At 59.5% G+C, this 18,399-nt stretch carries 21 protein-coding genes; 17 read left to right on the top strand and 4 right to left on the bottom strand.

The window, feature by feature from the left end; all coding sequences use genetic code 11:
- Positions 1-48 precede the first annotated feature (48 nt).
- The gene (locus K420_RS0113085; RefSeq protein ID WP_027458462.1) at positions 49-2,688 is read right to left on the bottom strand and encodes an Rne/Rng family ribonuclease; all 2,640 of its coding nucleotides are present in this window, start codon (positions 2,686-2,688) and stop codon (positions 49-51) included.
- A gap of 400 nt (positions 2,689-3,088) precedes the next feature.
- On the opposite strand from K420_RS0113085, the gene K420_RS0113090 reads away from it, so the two are divergent.
- From K420_RS0113090 to K420_RS0113105, 4 genes are read left to right on the top strand one after another with little or no spacing between them, the layout of a single operon-like run.
- On the top strand, positions 3,089-4,093 hold the full coding sequence (locus tag K420_RS0113090; RefSeq protein ID WP_027458463.1) for an RluA family pseudouridine synthase: 1,005 nt from the start codon (positions 3,089-3,091) through the stop codon (positions 4,091-4,093).
- A complete protein-coding gene (locus K420_RS0113095; RefSeq protein ID WP_035854820.1) occupies positions 4,090-4,740 on the top strand; it encodes an HAD family hydrolase in 651 nt (216 codons plus the stop codon). The genes K420_RS0113090 and K420_RS0113095 overlap by 4 nt, the downstream gene beginning before the upstream one ends.
- On the top strand, positions 4,719-5,069 hold the full coding sequence (locus tag K420_RS20195) for a Rieske (2Fe-2S) protein (protein ID WP_084019777.1): 351 nt from the start codon (positions 4,719-4,721) through the stop codon (positions 5,067-5,069). Before K420_RS0113095 ends, K420_RS20195 begins: the two co-directional genes overlap by 22 nt.
- A gap of 2 nt (positions 5,070-5,071) precedes the next feature.
- Complete coding sequence (locus K420_RS0113105; protein ID WP_027458466.1) at positions 5,072-6,034, top strand: S49 family peptidase; 963 nt, start codon at positions 5,072-5,074, stop codon at positions 6,032-6,034.
- 1 nt (position 6,035) lies between these two features.
- Here the strand turns inward: K420_RS0113105 and K420_RS0113110 are convergent, their stop codons facing one another.
- On the bottom strand, positions 6,036-6,743 hold the full coding sequence (locus K420_RS0113110) for an SAM-dependent methyltransferase (RefSeq protein ID WP_027458467.1): 708 nt from the start codon (positions 6,741-6,743) through the stop codon (positions 6,036-6,038).
- Positions 6,743-7,324, bottom strand: a complete 582-nt coding sequence (locus K420_RS0113115) for a Maf family protein (protein ID WP_027458468.1) — start codon at positions 7,322-7,324, stop codon at positions 6,743-6,745. Before K420_RS0113115 ends, K420_RS0113110 begins: the two co-directional genes overlap by 1 nt.
- A 39-nt stretch (positions 7,325-7,363) precedes the next feature.
- Here K420_RS0113115 and K420_RS0113120 point away from each other — a divergent pair, with 39 nt between their 5' ends.
- The 9 genes from K420_RS0113120 to K420_RS0113160 all read left to right on the top strand — a co-directional run bounded on the left by K420_RS0113120 (position 7,364) and on the right by K420_RS0113160 (position 13,935).
- On the top strand, positions 7,364-7,924 hold the full coding sequence (locus tag K420_RS0113120; protein ID WP_084019660.1) for a YceD family protein: 561 nt from the start codon (positions 7,364-7,366) through the stop codon (positions 7,922-7,924).
- 18 nt (positions 7,925-7,942) lie between these two features.
- Entirely contained in the window at positions 7,943-8,122 is a 180-nt protein-coding gene (rpmF, locus tag K420_RS0113125; RefSeq protein ID WP_027458470.1) for a 50S ribosomal protein L32, read from the top strand.
- 54 nt (positions 8,123-8,176) lie between these two features.
- Positions 8,177-9,199 carry a phosphate acyltransferase PlsX gene (gene plsX / locus K420_RS0113130; RefSeq protein WP_027458471.1) on the top strand — a complete coding sequence of 341 codons (1,023 nt, stop codon included), beginning with the start codon at positions 8,177-8,179 and terminating at the stop codon, positions 9,197-9,199.
- Entirely contained in the window at positions 9,200-10,159 is a 960-nt protein-coding gene (locus tag K420_RS0113135) for a beta-ketoacyl-ACP synthase III (RefSeq protein ID WP_027458472.1), read from the top strand. It abuts the gene before it with no gap.
- Between the two features lie 17 nt (positions 10,160-10,176).
- Positions 10,177-11,103, top strand: a complete 927-nt coding sequence (fabD, locus tag K420_RS0113140) for an ACP S-malonyltransferase (RefSeq protein WP_027458473.1) — start codon at positions 10,177-10,179, stop codon at positions 11,101-11,103.
- Between the two features lie 4 nt (positions 11,104-11,107).
- Complete coding sequence (fabG, locus tag K420_RS0113145) at positions 11,108-11,848, top strand: 3-oxoacyl-ACP reductase FabG (protein WP_027458474.1); 741 nt, start codon at positions 11,108-11,110, stop codon at positions 11,846-11,848.
- 73 nt (positions 11,849-11,921) lie between these two features.
- Positions 11,922-12,158: an acyl carrier protein gene (gene acpP, locus K420_RS0113150; protein ID WP_027458475.1), complete on the top strand. Its 237-nt coding sequence runs from the start codon at positions 11,922-11,924 to the stop codon at positions 12,156-12,158.
- Between the two features lie 75 nt (positions 12,159-12,233).
- Positions 12,234-13,469 carry a beta-ketoacyl-ACP synthase II gene (gene fabF / locus K420_RS0113155; RefSeq protein ID WP_027458476.1) on the top strand — a complete coding sequence of 412 codons (1,236 nt, stop codon included), beginning with the start codon at positions 12,234-12,236 and terminating at the stop codon, positions 13,467-13,469.
- Between the two features lie 37 nt (positions 13,470-13,506).
- Entirely contained in the window at positions 13,507-13,935 is a 429-nt protein-coding gene (locus tag K420_RS0113160) for a protein YgfX (RefSeq protein ID WP_027458477.1), read from the top strand.
- On the opposite strand, the gene nadB is transcribed toward K420_RS0113160, so the two are convergent.
- The gene (nadB, locus tag K420_RS0113165; RefSeq protein WP_027458478.1) at positions 13,907-15,487 is read right to left on the bottom strand and encodes an L-aspartate oxidase; all 1,581 of its coding nucleotides are present in this window, start codon (positions 15,485-15,487) and stop codon (positions 13,907-13,909) included. The genes K420_RS0113160 and nadB overlap by 29 nt on opposite strands.
- 169 nt (positions 15,488-15,656) lie before the next feature.
- Here nadB and rpoE point away from each other — a divergent pair, with 169 nt between their 5' ends.
- Genes rpoE through K420_RS0113185 form a run of 4 tightly spaced genes read left to right on the top strand, consistent with a single transcriptional unit; the run spans position 15,657 to position 18,383 of the window.
- Complete coding sequence (rpoE, locus tag K420_RS0113170) at positions 15,657-16,256, top strand: RNA polymerase sigma factor RpoE (RefSeq protein WP_027458479.1); 600 nt, start codon at positions 15,657-15,659, stop codon at positions 16,254-16,256.
- A 2-nt stretch (positions 16,257-16,258) separates the two neighbouring features.
- Positions 16,259-16,699, top strand: a complete 441-nt coding sequence (locus K420_RS19005; protein ID WP_051453130.1) for a SoxR reducing system RseC family protein — start codon at positions 16,259-16,261, stop codon at positions 16,697-16,699.
- 24 nt (positions 16,700-16,723) lie between these two features.
- Positions 16,724-18,148, top strand: coding sequence for a DegQ family serine endoprotease (locus K420_RS0113180; RefSeq protein WP_027458480.1), 1,425 nt, complete (start codon positions 16,724-16,726; stop codon positions 18,146-18,148).
- A gap of 1 nt (position 18,149) precedes the next feature.
- Positions 18,150-18,383 (top strand): glutaredoxin family protein, encoded by a 234-nt coding sequence (locus K420_RS0113185; RefSeq protein WP_269746432.1) that lies wholly within the window; start codon positions 18,150-18,152, stop codon positions 18,381-18,383.
- The last annotated feature ends 16 nt before the right edge of the window (positions 18,384-18,399 follow it).

Raw genomic sequence — 18,399 nt, forward strand, 5'->3', positions numbered from 1 at the left:
AAAGGGGCACCCGAGGGTGCCCCTTGGTTTATCTGCTGGTGAAAACGCTTATTTGCTCGTTTCCACCATGACCAGCGGTTCGCTGTCAGCCTGAGCGGCCAGCGGGTTCTGCTTGCGCGGACGTCCCAACTTGACCGGCGGCTCGACCGGAGCCACCGCAACCGGTGCAGCGGTTGTCTGAACCATCACCAGGCCGCTGTCGGCGAGTGCCGACGTGACGTCGATCGGTTCGGCGACAACGGCCGGGGTGACCGGCTCGGCCACGGCTTCGGCGATCGCTTCAACCGGCTCGGCGACAACAGCGACAAGCGGCTCGGCTTCAACGACAGCCGCTTGTTCGGCAACAACCGTTGCGCTCGGTACGGACACGACTTCCGTAACAGCTTCAACGGCGGCAACCGGCTCGACGACCACTGGCGCTTCCGAAATCGGTTCGGCTGCCGGAATGACGACGACGACCGGCTCCTGGTCCACCGGGGCGGCGACCGCTTCGGCCGCTGCCGGAACGGATTCGCCGGCCGCGACGATGGCGTTCTCGCCTTCGCTGCGACGCTCGCCACGACCGCGACCACCACGACGACCGCGGCGACGTCCACCCTGTTCCTCGTTGCCATTCACCTCCGGTGTTTCGTTACCGGTAACTGGTGCGGTGTTGGCCATCGTTTCCGCGGCAACGACGGTCAGCTTGTTTTCAACCGTTTCCGGCTGCTGGCGTTCGCGACGCTCTTTCCGCTCACCGCGTTGACGGCGCTCCTGGCGGTCGCCTGTACCTGCCGCGGCTTCGTCCTGGGCCGGCTTCTCGCTCGGGCGCTCGGCGCGGCCGGGGCGTTCCTTGCGTTCACCACGCTCTTCATCACGGCGGTTGCCGTTACGGCCGCCACGGCGACCATCGCGCTCGCGACGGTTGTCGGAGCGGGCTTCCCGTGGCTTCTTGGTCGGCTCGGGGGCAGCAACGGGTTCGACCGGCTGGGGCGACGAGCGGAACCACGAGAAAATCCGCGAGAACAGGCCACCCTCCGGCTTGGCAGCAACCGGGGCCGGGGCAGGAGCTTCGGTCTTTTCTGGCATGATCGGAGCCGGCTGCTCGGGCGAGACACCCTTGATGGCCGCTTCCTGGCGCGGCTTGGCGGCTTCCTGCTGAGTAGCCTGCTTGATCGCATCCTCGATCGGCATGTCGACCATCTTGTAGGACGGCTCGCGCGAATCGTCATGGTTCAGGTCGTCATGGCGCAGGCGGGTGATGGTGTGGGCCGGCGTTTCCAGATGGACGTTCGGAATGAGCAGGATGGTGACCTTGTGGCGCAACTCGATGGCCTGGATATCCGGACGCTTTTCGTTGAGCAGGAAGGTGGCGACATCGACAGGAACCTGAACGTGCACGGCGCCGGTGTTTTCCTTCATCGCTTCCTCTTCGAGGATGCGCAGGATATGCAGCGCAGCCGATTCGGTCGAGCGAATATGGCCGGTCCCGGTGCAGCGCGGGCAGGGGATGTAGCTGGTTTCGGCGAGAGCCGGGCGCAGGCGCTGGCGCGACAGTTCCATCAAGCCAAAGCGACTGATCTTGCCCATCTGAACGCGGGCCCGGTCGTAACGCAGCGCATCGCGCAGGCGGTTTTCGACTTCGCGCTGGTTCTTGCTGCTTTCCATGTCGATGAAGTCGATGACGATCAGGCCGCCAAGGTCGCGCAGGCGCAATTGGCGGGCCAGTTCATCGGCTGCTTCGAGGTTGGTCTTGAGTGCCGTTTCCTCGATATCAGAGCCTTTGGTGGCGCGGCCCGAGTTAACGTCCACTGCCACCAGCGCTTCGGTATGGTCGATGACGATGGCGCCGCCGGAGGGCAGGTTGACCTGGCGGGCGAAGGCCGTTTCGATCTGGTGTTCAATCTGGAAGCGCGAGAACAGCGGCACATCGTCACGGTAGCGCTTGACGCGATTGACGTTGCCCGGCATGACCGTACCCATGAAGGCGCGGGCCTGTTCATAGACCTCGTCGGTGTCGATCAGGATTTCACCGATGTCCGGCTGGAAATAGTCGCGGATGGCACGAATGACCAGGCTGCCTTCGAGATAAATCAGGAAGGCCCCCGATTGTTGCTGGGCGGCACCTTCGATGGCGGTCCACAGTTGCAGCAGGTAGTTCAGATCCCACTGCAGTTCCTCGGCCTGGCGGCCGATGGCGGCGGTACGGGCGATCAGGCTCATGCCGTTGGGCACTTCGAGCTGATCCATGACTTCGCGCAGTTCGGCGCGTTCGTCGCCGTCGACGCGACGGGAAACGCCACCGCCACGCGGATTGTTCGGCATCAGAACCAGGTAGCGGCCGGCCAGCGAAACATAGGTGGTCAGGGCGGCGCCCTTGTTGCCACGCTCGTCCTTGTCGACCTGGACGATCAGTTCCTGACCTTCCTTCAGCGCCTCGTTGATCTTGGCCTTGCCGGCTTCGACCCCCGGCTGGAAGTAGGCACGGGAGACTTCCTTGAACGGTAGGAAGCCGTGGCGATCGGCACCGTAATCAACGAAGCAGGCTTCGAGGGAAGGCTCGATCCGGGTGATGACACCCTTGTAGATATTGCTTTTACGTTGTTCCTTGGCGGCGGATTCAATGTCGAGATCGATCAGTTTCTGACCATCGACAATGGCGACACGGAGTTCTTCCGCCTGTGTCGCATTGAAGAGCATGCGTTTCATTGTTTTCGGGCTCCCGCACACATTGGTACGCGGCAACGAAACGCCTTGGCAGGCAGCGACAATTCTTTATCGGGTTGCGTTCATGTAGGTGATGAGGGCAAAGGCGATTCGAAGGTGCTGATCAACAGATGGTCGCGTGTTTATTATTGAAATGCGCGGCCTGAAAATTCCTGCCACAGGCAATCGTGCGTGCTTACCGTGGGCTTATCCATTAACATCACTACTTTTGGTGAGTGAACTTAACCAGTCGTTTCACGTTGGTCTGGCCTGGGCAATTGGCGCAGGAAAGACTTCGAAACCTGCCGCTTGGCGGTCGCGCTGACAGCGCGAGGGCGAACGGTCTGACGGTTCGGCATCTCTTGCAAACCGAGACGTAAAACGCAGGCAGTATATTAGAAAAATGAATGGCGCAGGTAACAATTCAGTCGCACATGTCGTGATCGGCGATGAAGAGCAAGGCCAGCGCCTTGACAACTTTTTGATCCGCCTTTGCAAGGGGGTTCCCAAGAGCCACATCTACCGCATTTTGCGTAGTGGTGAAGTGCGGGTGAATAGCCGGCGGGTCGAAGCGACCTACCGACTCTGCCCGGGGGACAGCGTTCGTATTCCGCCCATCCGTATTGCCGCAAGGCCGCAGAACGAAATGGATGAAGTGGCCAAGCAACGGGTCGACCTGCCGATCATTTACGAAGACGAGGCCATGCTGGTCGTGGACAAGCCGGAAGGCATTGCGGTCCACGGCGGGAGTGGTGTCAGCTTCGGTGTCATCGAAGCCTTGCGCCGACAGAGGCCGCGGGCCAAGTTTCTCGAACTGGCGCACCGCCTCGACCGGGAAACCTCGGGCATTCTGCTGGTTGGCAAGAAACGCCTGGCCCTCACGGCCTTGCACGACATGTTTCGCGAGCATGGGGCAGGGGCTGACAAGCGTTATCTCGTGCTGGTGAAGGGGCGCTGGATGAACAATATCCAGCACGTCAAACTGCCCTTGCACAAATACCTGACCGAGAGTGGTGAGCGCCGGGTCTCGGTCGATGTGCAAGGCAAGGCATCGCATACGGTGTTCCGCCTGCTTGCCCGCTGGCCCGAAGCGAGTCTGCTTGAGGCGCAACTGAAGACCGGGCGCACGCACCAGATCCGGGTGCATCTCTCCCATCTCGGCTTTCCGATTCTGGGCGATGAAAAGTACGGTGATTTCGCCTTGAACAAGGAATTGAAGCGTCACGGCCTCAAGCGCATGGCGCTACACGCCTGGCGCATGTCCTTTCATCATCCGCTGACGGCCGCTCCGATGGCGTGTCTTGCTCCTTTGCCAGATAGCATCGCCGGGTATCTCGCGGTTCTTGACGGGAAGGGTGGCCGTGAATACACCGCACCAAACTACGAAGAGATTCTCGCTGCATCATGAAATACGAACTGCTTGTTTTTGATTGGGATGGCACGCTGCTCGATTCGGCTGGCGCCATCGTTCGTGCCATTCAGGCGGCATGCCTCGATCTTGATTTGCCACCTCCGTCCGATCGCCAGGCGCGTCACGTCATTGGCCTCGGCCTGGTTGATGCCATGCGCCACGCCGTACCCGATTTGCCAGCGGAGCGCTATCAGGACATGGTGGATCGCTACCGTTTCCACTATCTCTCCGGCGACCATGAACTGAGCTTGTTCGAGGGGGTGCCGGAAATGCTCGCCAGCCTGAAGCAGGCTGGTCATGTGCTGACCGTCGCTACAGGTAAAAGCCGGGCTGGCCTGGAGCGGGCGCTCGATCATTCCGGCCTGCGCCAGTATTTTCAGGCGTCGCGTTGCGCCGACGAGTGCCATTCAAAACCTCACCCGCAAATGCTTGAGGAGTTGATGGCCGAATTCGGCATGGCCAGCGCGGCCACCATCATGATTGGCGACACCTCGCATGACCTGCTGATGGCCAGCAATGCCGGGGTCGATGGGCTCGCCGTGACATACGGTGCCCATCCCCATGATCACCTGCTTGAACACAAGCCGGTTGCCTGCCTGCACACGGTTGCCGAACTGGATCAATGGCTGAAGACGCACGGCTGATCTGCCTCAGCAGAGAGGTTGTGGAGGCCGGTCGCGGTGTTCGCTTTGTTGTCGAACGGGAAGGGCGCCCGGTTCCTGCCTTCTTGATCCGTTTCCATGGGCAGGTGCATGCCTACCTGAACGAATGCGGCCATGTTCCGGCTGAGCTGGACTGGATGCCGGGCGAGTTCTTCGATCATTCCAAGCTATACTTGATTTGCTCGATACATGGCGCGCTTTATGCTCCGGATTCGGGGCAGTGCCTTGGCGGTCGTTGTCAGGGCAAGGGCCTGCAACCAGTGATGGTCCGCGAGGTCGATGGAATGATTTGGCTGGAGTCTGAAAGATAACGATGGATACCCCTCAACCGCCTAATAGCGATCCGAACTGGGAGCGAAAAACCCTGGAAAAACTTGCCTTCGCCGCGCTCGATGAGCAGCGGGCCCGGCGGCGCTGGGGAATTGCGTTCAAGCTTCTCGGCTTTATGTACCTCGTGGCTGTACTGATTGCGGTCGTCGACTGGGGGACGGGCGCTGAGCACCAGGAGCGGCACACGGCGATGGTCAACCTGATCGGCGTGATCGAGGCAAAGGGCGAGTCGAATGCCGAGAATCTCGTTGCCGCCTTGAATAGTGCCTTCGAGGAGAAGAACGCGGTCGGCGTGATCCTGCGCATCAATAGCCCGGGCGGCAGTCCGGTCCAGGCGGGCATCGTCAATGACGAAATTCGCCGCTTGCGCACGAAATTCCCCGATAAGCCCCTCTACGCTGTTGTCGAGGACATGTGCGCTTCCGGTGGATACTACGTTGCGGCTGCCGCAGACAATATCTACGTCAACAAGGCGAGCATCGTCGGCTCGATTGGCGTGTTGATGGATGGATTCGGCTTTACCGGCACGATGGACAAGGCGGGGGTGGAGCGTCGCCTGCTGACGGCTGGGGAAAACAAGGGCTTCCTCGACCCGTTCTCACCACAGGCGCCGCAGCACAAGGCGCATGCACAGTTGTTGCTGGACGACATCCACAAGCAGTTCATCGATGTCGTCAAGGCAGGGCGCGGCAATCGCCTGAAGGAAACGCCGGACATGTTCTCCGGTCTGATGTGGACCGGGGCGCAGAGTATTCAGATCGGCCTGGCCGACGGCTACGGTAGCGTCGACTCCGTGGCGCGCGACATTATCAAGGCGGAAAAGGTCCTCGACTATTCCGTCAAGGACAACATCGCTGAACGCTTTGCCAAGCGCCTCGGTGCCGGAACCGCTGCCAGTTTCTGGAAGGGTTTGTCGGAAGGGGCGCTCGGCGTACGCCTGTTCTGAATCAGGCGAGCAGCAGGAACACCGTTGGACGCCGCTCGATATCGGGCGGCGTTTGTTTTTTCCATTGCTGGATGGTGAGCGTCCGGATGCTTTCGCCAGGTAGGGTCAGATCGGTCGCAATGGTCAGGCGCGTCCCGGGGTGGCAGGTAGCCAGGATGGCATCGAACATCACCCGGTTACGATAGGGGGTTTCGATGAAAAGCTGCGTCTGGACGCGCTTGCGGGATTCGCTCTCCAGCTCGCGCAGGGCTTTGGTGCGCTCCGCCTCCTTGGCCGGCAGGTAACCTTGAAAGGCAAAGCGCTGGCCATTCAGCCCGGAGGCCATGAGCGCCAGCAGCAGCGACGATGGGCCAATCAACGGGACAACTCTGATCCCTTCCTCTTGCGCCAGGGCGACCAGATTGGATCCGGGGTCGGCGACGGCCGGGCAACCGGCTTCCGACAACAGGCCGACATCGATCCCGGCGCGAAGTGGGGCAAGGAGCTCGCTGAGCGCTTCTCGTTTGGTGTGTTCGTTCAGTTCAGCCAGGTGCAGTTCCTGGATCGGCCGATCCGTGCCTGCGGCCTTCAAGAAGGCGCGTGCAGTCTTGGCCTGCTCGACGATGAAATGGGTGAGCGGACGGATGGTCGCCAATACGCTCGCAGTCAGGGAGCCCTGTGGTGGTGTTGGGCCGAGAGGGACTGGAATCAGATAGAGCGTGCCCAACATCAGAGCACCGACATACCCTGTTGGTGCAGCATGTCGCACAGCGCGATCAGCGGCAGACCAACCAGCGCGTTGGGATCGTCGCCCCGCATGCTGCTCAAGAGTGCGATACCGAGGCCCTCGGATTTGGCCGATCCGGCGCAGTTATAGGCCGGTTCGCGCCGCAGGTAGTTTTCGATTTCGTCAATCGACAAGTGGCGAAAGGTAACCAGCGTGGGAATGCCGCGTATGTCTGCATTGCCCGTTGTGGCATTGAGCAGGCAGAGGCCGGTAAAGAAATTGACGGTTTTGCCGGACAATTCGCGCAGTTGGGCCACTGCGCGCTCATGGCTGCCGGGCTTGCCATAAATGCGGCCGTCGACCGTGGCGACCTGGTCGCTGCCGATGATCAGCGCGTCCGGGTAGTGTTCAGCGACCGCCCGGGCCTTGGCTTCGGCCAGTCGTAGCGACAAGGCCTCCGGTGTTTCATTGGGCAAGGGGGTTTCATCGGTTTGCGGATTGGCCACCTCGAAAGGCAGGCCCAGGCGCCCCAACAATTCGCGGCGATAGGGCGAAGTTGAGGCCAGGATCAGTTTTTGGGGCATGAAATACTCAATACAACAAAGTGTTGCGGCACTAACTTGATGCGACACTTTGTTTTGACTTGTAAAGCTAAAAATAATATCATCCATCGTTTAAGTCGCAACAGCTCAAGATTGAAACGGATTACGGACGCATTCCGGTTTGCCAAGGAAGGGCGTGTTCTCGAGGGGACGCTGCCGCTTTCAGCCCTTGAACGCCTGCATGATTTGCTGGCCGTTGTGGAAGGTGAAGTCACCTTTCGCCTCGAAGGTTCCAAGGGGGCGCGCGGGGAGTATCTGCTGCAACTGGTGGTGACAGGGGTTATCCCCTTGCTGTGCCAGCGTTGCCTGAAGGCCGTGCCTTTCGATCTCGATGTCGACAACCTGCTGGAACTCGTTCCCGAGGGTGCCGAACTATCGCAAGACGAGCTGGAAGACGACACCCGGGATTTCCTGCCGGTAGCGAAGGAGCTGGATGTGGCCGAGTTGGTGGAGGATGAAATTCTCCTGGCCCTGCCGGTGGCGCCGCGGCACGAAAAATGTGGTTTGCCTGGTGCGGCAGATGCCGGTGAGCGGAGTAATCCGTTTGCCGCTTTGGCCGGGCTTAAAGGCAAGCCGAACTGATTTTATTGGAGTAACAACATGGCCGTTCAACAGAACAAAAAGTCCCCGTCCAAGCGTGGCATGCATCGCGCTCACGACTTCCTGACCAACCCGCCGCTGGCTGTCGAATCGACCACCGGCGAGGTGCATCTGCGTCATCATGTTTCCCCCACCGGTTTCTACCGTGGCAAGAAAGTCCTGAAGGGCAAGGGCGAGTAATTTTTCGCTGAGAGGCAGGCGGCTCCAATGAGTCGCCTGCCTTTTATTTTGCCTATGACAACCCGCATTGCCATCGATTGCATGGGGGGTGACCACGGTCCGTCAGTGACGGTGCCGGCGGCCATTCAATTTCTTGCGGAGCATCCGTCTGCCAATCTTATCCTGGTCGGCCAGGAGGAGGTGGTTCGTCCGTTGCTCGGCAGCCATGCCCAGGATTCCCGTATTCGCGTCGTCCACGCCTCGGAAATTGTCGGCATGGACGAATCTCCAGCGCTTGCCTTACGCAACAAAAAAGATTCGTCGATGCGGGTCGCCATCAATCAGGTTAAATCGGGCGAGGCGGATGCCTGCGTTTCGGCCGGCAACACCGGCGCCCTGATGGCGATTTCCCGCTTTGTGCTGAAAATGCTGCCCGGCATTGATCGCCCGGCGATCTGTGCCCCCCTGCCAACCGTCAATGGCCACACCCACATGCTGGATCTGGGGGCCAATGTCGATTGCGGGCCAGAGCACTTGCTGCAATTCGGCATCATGGGGGCCATGCTGGTGGCGGCGATGGAGCACAAGGAGCAACCGAGCGTCGGCATCCTCAATATCGGCGAAGAGGAAATCAAGGGCAACGAAGTCGTCAAGGCGGCGGCCGACCTGCTTCGCGCGTCGGGCCTCAATTTTGTCGGCAACGTCGAGGGGGACGGCATCTACAAGGGCGAGGCCGACGTCATCGTTTGCGACGGCTTCGTCGGGAATGTTGCGCTGAAGACCTCGGAGGGGTTGGCTCAGATGCTGGCGTCATCCCTGCGCCAAGAGTTCAAGCGCAACTGGTTGACCAAGCTCGCTGCCCTGATTGCCATTTCGGTGCTCAACAACTTCAAGCGTCGTTTCGATCATCGCCGTTACAACGGGGCGATTCTGCTCGGTTTGAAAGGGATTTCGGTGAAGAGTCATGGATCTGCCGACGTGTTGGCCTTCGGCAATGCCATTTCCCGAGCCTGCGATGCAGCCGAAAACCGCGTTCTGGAGCGCATTTCCAGCCGAATTGCCGACATGATGCCGGCTGCTGCAGTGGAGAGTGTCTGAATGTATGCACGTCTGATTGGTACCGGCAGCTGTCTTCCTGGCAAGCCGGTCAGCAATGACGAACTGGCTAGCCGCGGCATCGATACCAACAACGAATGGATCGTCACCCGCACTGGTATTCGTAGTCGCTACCTCGCCGAGCCCGGGGCAACGTCGAGCGAACTCGGTCTGATTGCCGCACAACGGGCTCTCGAGATGGCCGGTATCGCAGCGGCCGACATCGACCTGATCATCGTGGCGACGTCGACTCCGGACTATATTTTTCCGAGCACGGCCTGCCTTATTCAGGGCAAGCTAGGGAACAAAGGGGCTGCTGCCTTCGATGTTCAGGCCGTCTGCAGCGGATTTGTCTATGCCCTGGGTATTGCTGAGAAATTCATCCGCTCCGGTAGCCACCAGCGTGCACTGGTCATTGGGGCGGAAGTCTTTTCCCGCATCCTCGACTGGAACGACCGCGGAACCTGCGTGCTGTTTGGAGATGGCGCCGGGGCAGTGGTGCTGGAGGCTTCCGACAAACCCGGTATCCTGGCGACTGCCATGCATGCCGATGGGAGCCAGGTCGGTATCCTCAATGTGCCGGGTCAGGTGTGTGGCGGCCAGGTAACCGGTGACCCTTTCCTTCGCATGGATGGACAGGCAGTCTTCAAGTTTGCCGTTCGCGTACTAGCCGAAATCGCCGAAGAGGTCTGCACAACGGCAGGCATCCAGACTTCCGGTGTCGACTGGCTGATTCCGCATCAAGCCAATATCCGGATCATTGAGGCAACCGGTAGGAAACTCGGTATTGACCGTGAGCGCGTCATCGTCACGGTTGACCGCCATGGCAATACCTCCGCGGCCTCGGTCCCCCTTGCCCTCGACGAAGCGGTCCGTGATGGTCGCATCAAGCGCGGTCAAAAAGTGCTGGTCGAGGGTGTGGGCGGCGGTTTCACGTGGGGCGCGGCCCTGCTCGAATTCTGATATCAGGAGACTGATCGATGTCCTTTGCTTTCGTATTTCCCGGCCAGGGCTCTCAGAGTGTTGGCATGATGGCTGCCTATGGCGATGCTGCCATCGTCCGCGCTACCTTCGACGAGGCATCTGCCGCACTGGGTGACGACTTGTGGGTAATGGTCGCCGAAGGTCCGGCCGAAGCCCTGGCACAGACGGTGAATACCCAGCCTGTCATGCTGACTGCTGGTATTGCCGCGTGGCGCCTATGGTGCGAAAGGGGGGGCAAGATGCCCACCGTGGTCGCCGGACATAGCCTGGGCGAATACTCGGCACTGGTTGCTGCCGGCGTCATCGATCTCAAGGATGCGGTGCCGCTCGTTCGCCTGCGCGCTGCAGCCATGCAGGAAGCCGTCCCGCTGGGCACTGGTGCGATGGCTGCCGTTCTCGGACTGGATAACGCCGGCATCGCCGCCGCCTGTACCGAAGCAGCACAGGGCGAAGTTGTCGAGCCGGTCAATTTCAATGCTAACGGCCAGACCGTCATCGCCGGCCACAAGGCCGCTGTCGAACGGGCCATGGAGGCCTGCAAGGCGCGGGGCGCCAAGATGGCCAAGGCGCTGCCGGTATCCGCGCCGTTCCATTCTTCGCTGATTCGTCCGGCTGCGGACAAACTGGCAGCCCGACTTGCCGAACTGACGCTGCAGCCCCCCCTGATTCCGGTCATCAACAACGTCGATGTCGAGATCGAGAGCGATCCCGCTCGAATCAAGGATGCTCTGGTTCGCCAGGCTTATAACCCGGTGCGTTGGGTGGAGACCGTACAGAAAATGGCGGCCATGGGTATTACTACGGTGGCCGAGTGTGGTCCGGGGAAAGTGCTCGCCGGACTGACCAAGCGTTGTGCCGACGGCGTTGCCGGCCTCGCGCTGGCCGATGCTGCTGCCATCGAAGCCAATCTGGGCCTGGAGTGAAATCATGCTGAACGACAAGATTGCATTGGTCACCGGTGCGACCCGAGGTATCGGCCGTGCCATTGCCCTCGAGCTGGGTAGGCAGGGGGCGACAGTGATCGGCACGGCGACCAGCGAGGATGGTGCCGGGAAAATTTCTGCCTACCTAACCGAATCCGGCGTCAAGGGTAGAGGAATCGTGCTGAACGTTACCGATGCTGCTCAGACAGATGCCGTGCTGGCGGATATTGCCAAGGAATTGGGTGCGATTACCATCCTTGTCAATAACGCTGGCATCACCCGCGATAACCTCGCGATGCGGATGGGCGATGACGAATGGGATGCGGTGATCGACACCAACCTGAAAGCTGTTTTCCGCCTGTCGCGTGGTGTCATGCGCGGCATGATGAAGGCGCGTTTCGGTCGTATCGTCAATATTTCCTCTGTCGTCGGTTACTCCGGTAATCCGGGCCAGGCGAACTATTGTGCGGCCAAGGCCGGTGTGGCCGGCCTGAGCCGCTCGTTGGCCCGCGAACTGGGCAGCCGCAACATTACGGTCAATTGCGTTGCGCCGGGGTTCATCGCAACTGACATGACGCATGCCTTGACCGAGGAACAAAAGGCCGCCATGCTGGCGTCCATTCCGCTCGGTCGTGCCGGCACGCCGGAAGATGTGGCCGGGGCGGTCGGTTTCCTGGTTTCTCCCGCTGCTTCGTATGTCACGGGAACCACCGTGCATGTGAATGGCGGCATGTTCATGGATTGATTTCCCGAAGCTTCGGCTTTTGGTAAAATCTCAACGTTTTTTTTCGTACCCCCGAGGGGAAGGAGTTTTTCGAATGGATAACATCGTAGAGCGCGTCAAGAAGATCGTCGCCGAACAACTGGGCGTGAACGAAGCGGACATCAAGAACGAGTCCTCCTTCGTGGACGATCTGGGCGCTGACTCCCTGGACACCGTCGAGCTGGTCATGGCTCTGGAAGAGGAATTCGAGTGTGAAATTCCGGACGACCAGGCCGAGAAGATCACCACGGTGCAGCAGGCTGTCGATTACATCCTCGCTAACAAGAAGTAAGCCAATTCCGGTTTGAACCAGGCAAGGCCGGCCTTGATGGCCGGCCTTGCCACATTTGCTTTCGGAGTGCACATCTTGGCACGTCGCAGAGTCGTCATCACCGGCCTGGGTTTGATTTCCCCGGTCGGCAACAGCGTCGAAGAAGGCTGGCAGAACATCATCGCCGGCGTTTCTGGCATTGCTCCCATCACTCGTTTCGATACCTCGTCCTTTCCGGTTCAGTTTGCCGGTGAAGTCAAGAATTTCGATATCACCCAGTACATCTCCGCCAAGGATGCCCGCCGGATGGACAAGTTCATCCATTACGGTCTGGCGGCCGGCATGCAGGCCGTGCGTGATGCGGGGCTGGACAAGGAAGGTGCGGCAGACCCCGAGCGCGTCGGTGTCGCCATTGGTTCAGGTATCGGCGGCCTGCCGCTGATCGAGGAAACCAAGGACGAATACAATGCGGCTGGTGTGCGCAAGGTTTCGCCGTTCTTCGTTCCGGGCTCCATCATCAACATGATTTCCGGCAACCTGTCGATCGAGTTCGGCTTCAAGGGGCCGAACCTGTCCATCGTGACCGCCTGCACAACCGGTACGCACTCGATTGGCGAGGCTGCTCGCATCATCGAGTACGGCGATGCCGACGTGATGGTCGCCGGTGGTGCAGAGTCGACGGTTTCGCCGCTGGGGCTGGGCGGTTTCTGTGCGGCACGCGCCTTGTCGACACGAAACGAAGATCCCGCTACTGCCAGCCGGCCGTGGGACAAGGATCGCGACGGCTTTGTGCTGGGCGAGGGGGCCGGGGTTCTGGTACTGGAAGAGTACGAACATGCCAAGGCGCGCGGCGCGAAGATCTACGCCGAGGTCGCCGGTTATGGCATGAGCGCCGATGCTTACCATATCACCGCACCGAATATGGACGGCCCGCGTCGTTCCATGGTCAATGCCCTGAAAAATGCGGGTGTCGCGCCGTCTGACGTGCAATACGTCAATGCCCATGGCACCTCGACGCCGCTGGGTGACAAGAACGAATCCGATGCCATCAAGGCAGCTTTTGGCGACGCTGCCTACAAGATCGTCGTGAACTCGACCAAGTCGATGACAGGCCATCTGCTGGGCGGTGCCGGCGGTGTCGAATCGCTGTTCACCGTGTTGGCGATTCACCACCAGATCTCGCCGCCGACGATCAACATCTTCAACCAGGATCCCGAGTGCGACCTGGATTACTGCGCCAATAAGGCGCGGCCGATGAAGATCGATGTGGCGCTGAAGAACAACTTCGGGTTTGGCGGTACCAACGGCTCGCTGGTCTTCAAGCGCGTCTGACCCTTTTGCTAAAGGGGTAGGAACGGTGCAGTTTCCGATGACCATCGGTCTGCACCGTTCGCACTTTCTGGATCGTGCACTGCTGTTTGTATTGCTGTTGACGATCAGCCTGCTCATGGCCTGGCCGGTAGCGTCGGCGATACGCGTGGGCTGTCTGATCGTTGCCTTGCTGGCTGGTTGGCTTGCCTATCTCCAGCTATCCCCGCGTCTGGCGGCAATCCGGTTGGAGCGCGATGGCAGGATACGCATCGCTGTTTCCGGCCAGGATGAATTCCGGAATGTCAGGGCTTTACCTGGCGCGACCGTTCATCCCTGGCTGACGGTTCTTCGCCTGCAGGAAGAGCAGGGCGAGCGGCACTCGCTTCTGGTCTCGGGCGACATGATGGAACCAGGTGATTTTCGTCGTTTGCGCGTATTTCTGCGCTGGCGCGCCAAATTCAACCCGGTACAGGGAAGCGACGTCTAAGAACGGTGTTTCTGGCCTTGATCGCCAGTTCAGGATAGTCCCGGGAAAAGTGCAGGCCGCGGCTTTCCTTGCGCTGCATGGCACACCGAACGATAAGGTCGGCCGTGACGACGAGATTGCGCAATTCGATCAGGTCGTGGCTAACCTTGAAATTGGCGTAGAACTCATCAATTTCGCGCTTCAGCAAACCGATGCGGTGTTGGGCGCGCTTCAGTCGTTTGGTGGTGCGCACGATGCCCACGTAGTCCCACATGAAGCGTCGCAATTCATCCCAGTTGTGAGAGATGACGACTTCCTCGTCGGCATCGGTAACCCGGCTTTCATCCCATTGCGGAAGTTTGGGGAGTGATTCCGCCCGTTTGCTCAAAATATCATTTACTGCCGCTTCAGCGAACACCAGGCACTCAAGCAGAGAGTTCGATGCCAGGCGGTTGGCGCCGTGCAGCCCAGTACAGGAAGCCTCGCCGGCAACATAGAGATCGGCCACGTCAGTCCGCCCGTGCAGGTCGCTGACCACCCCGCCGCAGGTGTAATGTGCAGCCGGCACCACCGGAATCGGATCACGCGTGATATCGATACCTAACTCGAGGCATCGGGCGTGGATATTCGGGAAGTGGCTACGGATGAATTCTTCGCCCTTGTGTGAAATATCGAGGAAAACGCAGTCAAGGCCCCGTTTTTTCATTTCGAAATCGATCGCACGGGCAACGATGTCGCGGGGGGCCAGTTCGGCGCGTTCGTCATGCTCGAGCATGAAGCGCGTTCCATCGGGAAGTTTCAGCAGCCCGCCTTCACCGCGCACAGCCTCGGAAATGAGGAATGACTTTGCCTGCGGGTGATAGAGGCAAGTCGGGTGGAACTGGATGAACTCCATGTTGGCTACGCGACAACCCGCGCGATAAGCCATCGCGATGCCATCGCCTGTTGAGGTGTCCGGGTTGGTGGTATAGAGGTAAACCTTGCCGGCCCCGCCAGTTGCAATGAGCGTATTTGTGGCACCGATGGTGATGACTTCGCCGGTACGGTTGTTCAGTACGTAGGCGCCATAGCAGCGCTTGTCTGGCAGGCCAAGTTTTTCGCCAGTGATCAGGTCGATCGCAATGTGATCTTCCAGGATCGTGATGTTGGGGTTGGCACGAACTTTCTTGGTTAAAGTGTCCTGCACGGCCAGTCCGGTAGCATCGGCGACATGAATGACACGACGGGCGCTATGCCCCCCTTCGCGGGTCAGGTGGTAGCCGGCCGCGTCCTGAGTGAAAGGGACGCCTTGCTCGATCAACCACTCGATGGCGCGACGGCCATTTTCGACGACGAATCGGGTCGCCTTTTCGTCGTTGAGCCAAGCTCCCGCTACCAGCGTATCGCGGATGTGAGCTTCGACTGAATCCTGGCTATCGAGTACAGCAGCAATCCCACCTTGCGCCCAGCCGGAAGCCGAATCTTCCAGGCTACGCTTGCTGACCAAAGCCACGCGACAGTGCGGAGCAAGGCGAAGCGCGGCAGATTGCCCAGCGAGACCGCTACCAATGATCAGGACGTCGAATTTCTGCACGGCTGTTCTCTTCTTGGTTTGTTTGGCACGAAATATAGCACGCAGCAAACGATTCCTCCCGTTACACTCGGTCACAATTAAGAGCAGATACCTGTCTTCAGCCGAAATTCCGTGCGCTATACTGCTTTCCGATAAAGATACCAATCAATACCCTCAGGGAAACAGAGCCATGAGTGAGCGCGAAATCGATCAGTTGCTGGTCGAAAGGGCGCAAGGCGGAGATCAGCACGCCTTCGACCAGTTGGTGAGCAAGTACCAGCGAAAGCTGGGGCGTTTGTTGTCGCGTTTCATTCGCGATGCCGCCGAAGTCGAGGATGTCTCGCAAGAGGCCTTCATCAAGGCCTACCGCGCCTTGCCTTCATTCCGCGGCGAAAGTGCCTTCTACACCTGGCTTTACCGCATTGGCATCAATACGGCGAAGAACTATCTTGTTTCGCAGGGCCGGCGAGCCCCGACCACCACGGAATTCGATTCGGAAGAGGCAGAAACCTTTGAGGATGCATCGCAACTGCGCGACATCAACACACCGGAAAGCCTCTTGTTGTCGAAGCAGATTGGCCAAACGGTCAACGCTGCGATGGATTCGCTACCGGAAGAATTGCGCACTGCCATCGCGCTTCGCGAACTGGAAGGCCTTTCCTATGAGGAAATCGCCGAAATCATGAATTGTCCGATCGGTACGGTGCGTTCGCGCATCTTTCGGGCGCGCGAAGCGGTTGCCAACAAGTTGCGGCCTTTGCTCGATACGGCACCAGACAAGCGTTGGTAGGCATGAATGATGAACTGATCACCGTCCGTGGCACCGTTCGGGCGCTGGAAGATGGTAGGGCTCTGATCGAAGTCGAGCAGGGAGGGTGTGGGCGTTGCCATGAAGAGGGAGGTTGTGGCGGGCAGCAACTGACGCAGATGTTTTGCAGCGGACCGCGGACCTACGAGGCGGACAACACGATCGGAGCGCATGTCGGTGACAAGGTGGTCATCGCCACGGTGCCCGGTAGCGTCCGAAAGACGGCTAATCTGGCCTACGGTGTCCCGCTGCTCGGGATGATTGGTGGTGCCATCGTCGGCATGCAGTTGTTTGGCGAGATGGGTGGAATGCTCGGGGCTCTGGCTGGTCTGGGGGCCGCATTTGCCTATGTCCGGGGACGATCCAACCGTGATGCCTACACTTCCGGCCTGGATAGCCGCCCGCAGATTGTTTCCCGTTTGTAGCAGATTCCGGAGGTTGCCATGGGCATGAATCGTCTTGCTAGCCTTTTTTTTCTCTGGCTACTGGCCTCTTGCGCCTTTGCCCAAACCCGGGGCTTGCCTGATTTCTCCGAATTGGCTGAAAAACAGGGGCCGGCCGTCGTCAATATCAGCACGACTCAAGTCGTTCGCGGTCAGGCCCAAATGATGCCGTTTCCGTTCGATGAGAACGATCCGGCTTTTGAGTTCTTCAAGCGTTTCATTCCAAGGGTTCCAGGTGGGGGAGTGCCGCGTGATTTCGAGAACAAGTCGCTTGGCTCCGGCTTCATCGTCAGCGGGGATGGCTACATTCTGACCAATGCGCACGTGGTCGAGGGGGCCGACGAAGTGACTGTCCGCCTGACTGACAAGCGCGAGTTCAAGGCGAAGATCATTGGTGCGGACAAACGAACCGATGTGGCCTTGATCAAGATCGAAGCCAGCGGGTTGCCGGTGGTCAGACTGGGGGATCCGGCGCAGTTGAAAGTTGGGGAGTGGGTGGTGGCCATCGGCTCACCCTTTGGCTTCGACAATTCCGTCACGGCCGGTATCGTCTCTGCCAAGGGGCGTTCCCTGCCACAGGAAAACTATGTTCCCTTCATCCAGACCGACGTCGCGATCAATCCGGGGAATTCAGGTGGCCCCTTGTTCAACATGCGAGGTGAGGTGGTCGGCATCAATTCCCAGATTTACAGCCGCAGTGGTGGATACATGGGGGTGTCCTTCGCCATTCCGATCGATGTGGCCATGGATATCCAAAGCCAGTTGCGCGCTTCCGGCAAGGTCAGTCGGGGGCGTCTAGGCGTGGTTATTCAGGAAGTCAACAAGGAATTGGCAGACTCACTGGGGTTAAACCGGGCGATGGGAGCAGTGGTGAATTCCGTCGAAAAGGGCGGACCAGCCGAAAAGGCCGGTATTGAGGCTGGCGACGTGATCCTGAAGTTCGATGGCAAGGCGATCAATACGTCGGCCGACCTGCCTCGCCTGGTTGGTTCGACGAGACCGGGAACGCGCTCCTCGGTTCAAGTTTGGCGCAAGGGAACCATGCGCGATGTGGCGGTCGTCGTCGGCGAAATGATCGAGGATAGGCAAGGTGGCGCCCGATCACAAAAGGGCAGTAAGCCGGCCGAGCAGACACCCAATCGTCTGGGGCTGATTGTCAGCGAACTGACTGCCGAGCAAAAGCGCGAACTCAAGATGGCTTCGGGTATAGTGATCGAGGATGTGCGCGGTATTGGCGCCCGTTCCGATTTGCGCGCCGGCGATGTCATCATTGCCCTGATCAGCCGGGGTGCAACGACCGAGGTTCGGAGCGTCGAGCAGTTCAACAAGCTGTTGTCCCAGTTCGACAAGGGCAGTGCCGTCACACTGCTCATTCGGCGTGGCGAGATTCAAACCTTCATCACCATCAAGGGCCTTAACGGTGGGAATTGAATTGACCCTGATCAGCCGTGGTTATTGCCACCTGTGCCATGACATGGAGGTGGCGATTAAACCTCTGGCCGAGGAATTCGGTGCCCAGGTCACCATCGTCGACGTGGACGCCAACCCTGATCTGGAAGCCCGGTACGACGAGTTGGTGCCGGTCTTGTTGCATGGAGAAACCGAGCTTTGCCACTACTTTCTGGACGAAGCCAAAACCCGTGAATATTTGTCGGGAATCCGCTAGAATTCAGGGTCTTCTG

Source organism: Dechloromonas agitata is5 (genome assembly GCF_000519045.1).
Taxonomy (GTDB): Bacteria; Pseudomonadota; Gammaproteobacteria; order Burkholderiales; family Rhodocyclaceae; genus Azonexus; species Azonexus agitatus.

Excerpts from the sequence above, each read along its gene's own strand:
- K420_RS0113115 (WP_027458468.1), bottom strand. The coding sequence starts at position 7,324 with ATGCCCCAAAAACTGATCCTGGCCTCAACTTCGCCCTATCGCCGCGAA.
- rpmF (WP_027458470.1), top strand. The coding sequence starts at position 7,943 with ATGGCCGTTCAACAGAACAAAAAGTCCCCGTCCAAGCGTGGCATGCAT.
- K420_RS0113095 (WP_035854820.1), top strand. The coding sequence starts at position 4,090 with ATGAAATACGAACTGCTTGTTTTTGATTGGGATGGCACGCTGCTCGAT.
- fabG (WP_027458474.1), top strand. The coding sequence starts at position 11,108 with ATGCTGAACGACAAGATTGCATTGGTCACCGGTGCGACCCGAGGTATC.
- K420_RS0113120 (WP_084019660.1), top strand. The coding sequence starts at position 7,364 with ATGCGACACTTTGTTTTGACTTGTAAAGCTAAAAATAATATCATCCAT.
- K420_RS0113090 (WP_027458463.1), top strand. The coding sequence starts at position 3,089 with ATGAATGGCGCAGGTAACAATTCAGTCGCACATGTCGTGATCGGCGAT.
- K420_RS0113180 (WP_027458480.1), top strand. The coding sequence starts at position 16,724 with ATGAATCGTCTTGCTAGCCTTTTTTTTCTCTGGCTACTGGCCTCTTGC.
- K420_RS20195 (WP_084019777.1), top strand. The coding sequence starts at position 4,719 with ATGGCTGAAGACGCACGGCTGATCTGCCTCAGCAGAGAGGTTGTGGAG.
- acpP (WP_027458475.1), top strand. The coding sequence starts at position 11,922 with ATGGATAACATCGTAGAGCGCGTCAAGAAGATCGTCGCCGAACAACTG.
- plsX (WP_027458471.1), top strand. The coding sequence starts at position 8,177 with ATGACAACCCGCATTGCCATCGATTGCATGGGGGGTGACCACGGTCCG.
- K420_RS19005 (WP_051453130.1), top strand. The coding sequence starts at position 16,259 with ATGAATGATGAACTGATCACCGTCCGTGGCACCGTTCGGGCGCTGGAA.
- K420_RS0113105 (WP_027458466.1), top strand. The coding sequence starts at position 5,072 with ATGGATACCCCTCAACCGCCTAATAGCGATCCGAACTGGGAGCGAAAA.
- fabD (WP_027458473.1), top strand. The coding sequence starts at position 10,177 with ATGTCCTTTGCTTTCGTATTTCCCGGCCAGGGCTCTCAGAGTGTTGGC.
- K420_RS0113160 (WP_027458477.1), top strand. The coding sequence starts at position 13,507 with ATGACCATCGGTCTGCACCGTTCGCACTTTCTGGATCGTGCACTGCTG.
- rpoE (WP_027458479.1), top strand. The coding sequence starts at position 15,657 with ATGAGTGAGCGCGAAATCGATCAGTTGCTGGTCGAAAGGGCGCAAGGC.
- K420_RS0113085 (WP_027458462.1), bottom strand. The coding sequence starts at position 2,688 with ATGAAACGCATGCTCTTCAATGCGACACAGGCGGAAGAACTCCGTGTC.
- K420_RS0113110 (WP_027458467.1), bottom strand. The coding sequence starts at position 6,743 with ATGTTGGGCACGCTCTATCTGATTCCAGTCCCTCTCGGCCCAACACCA.
- K420_RS0113135 (WP_027458472.1), top strand. The coding sequence starts at position 9,200 with ATGTATGCACGTCTGATTGGTACCGGCAGCTGTCTTCCTGGCAAGCCG.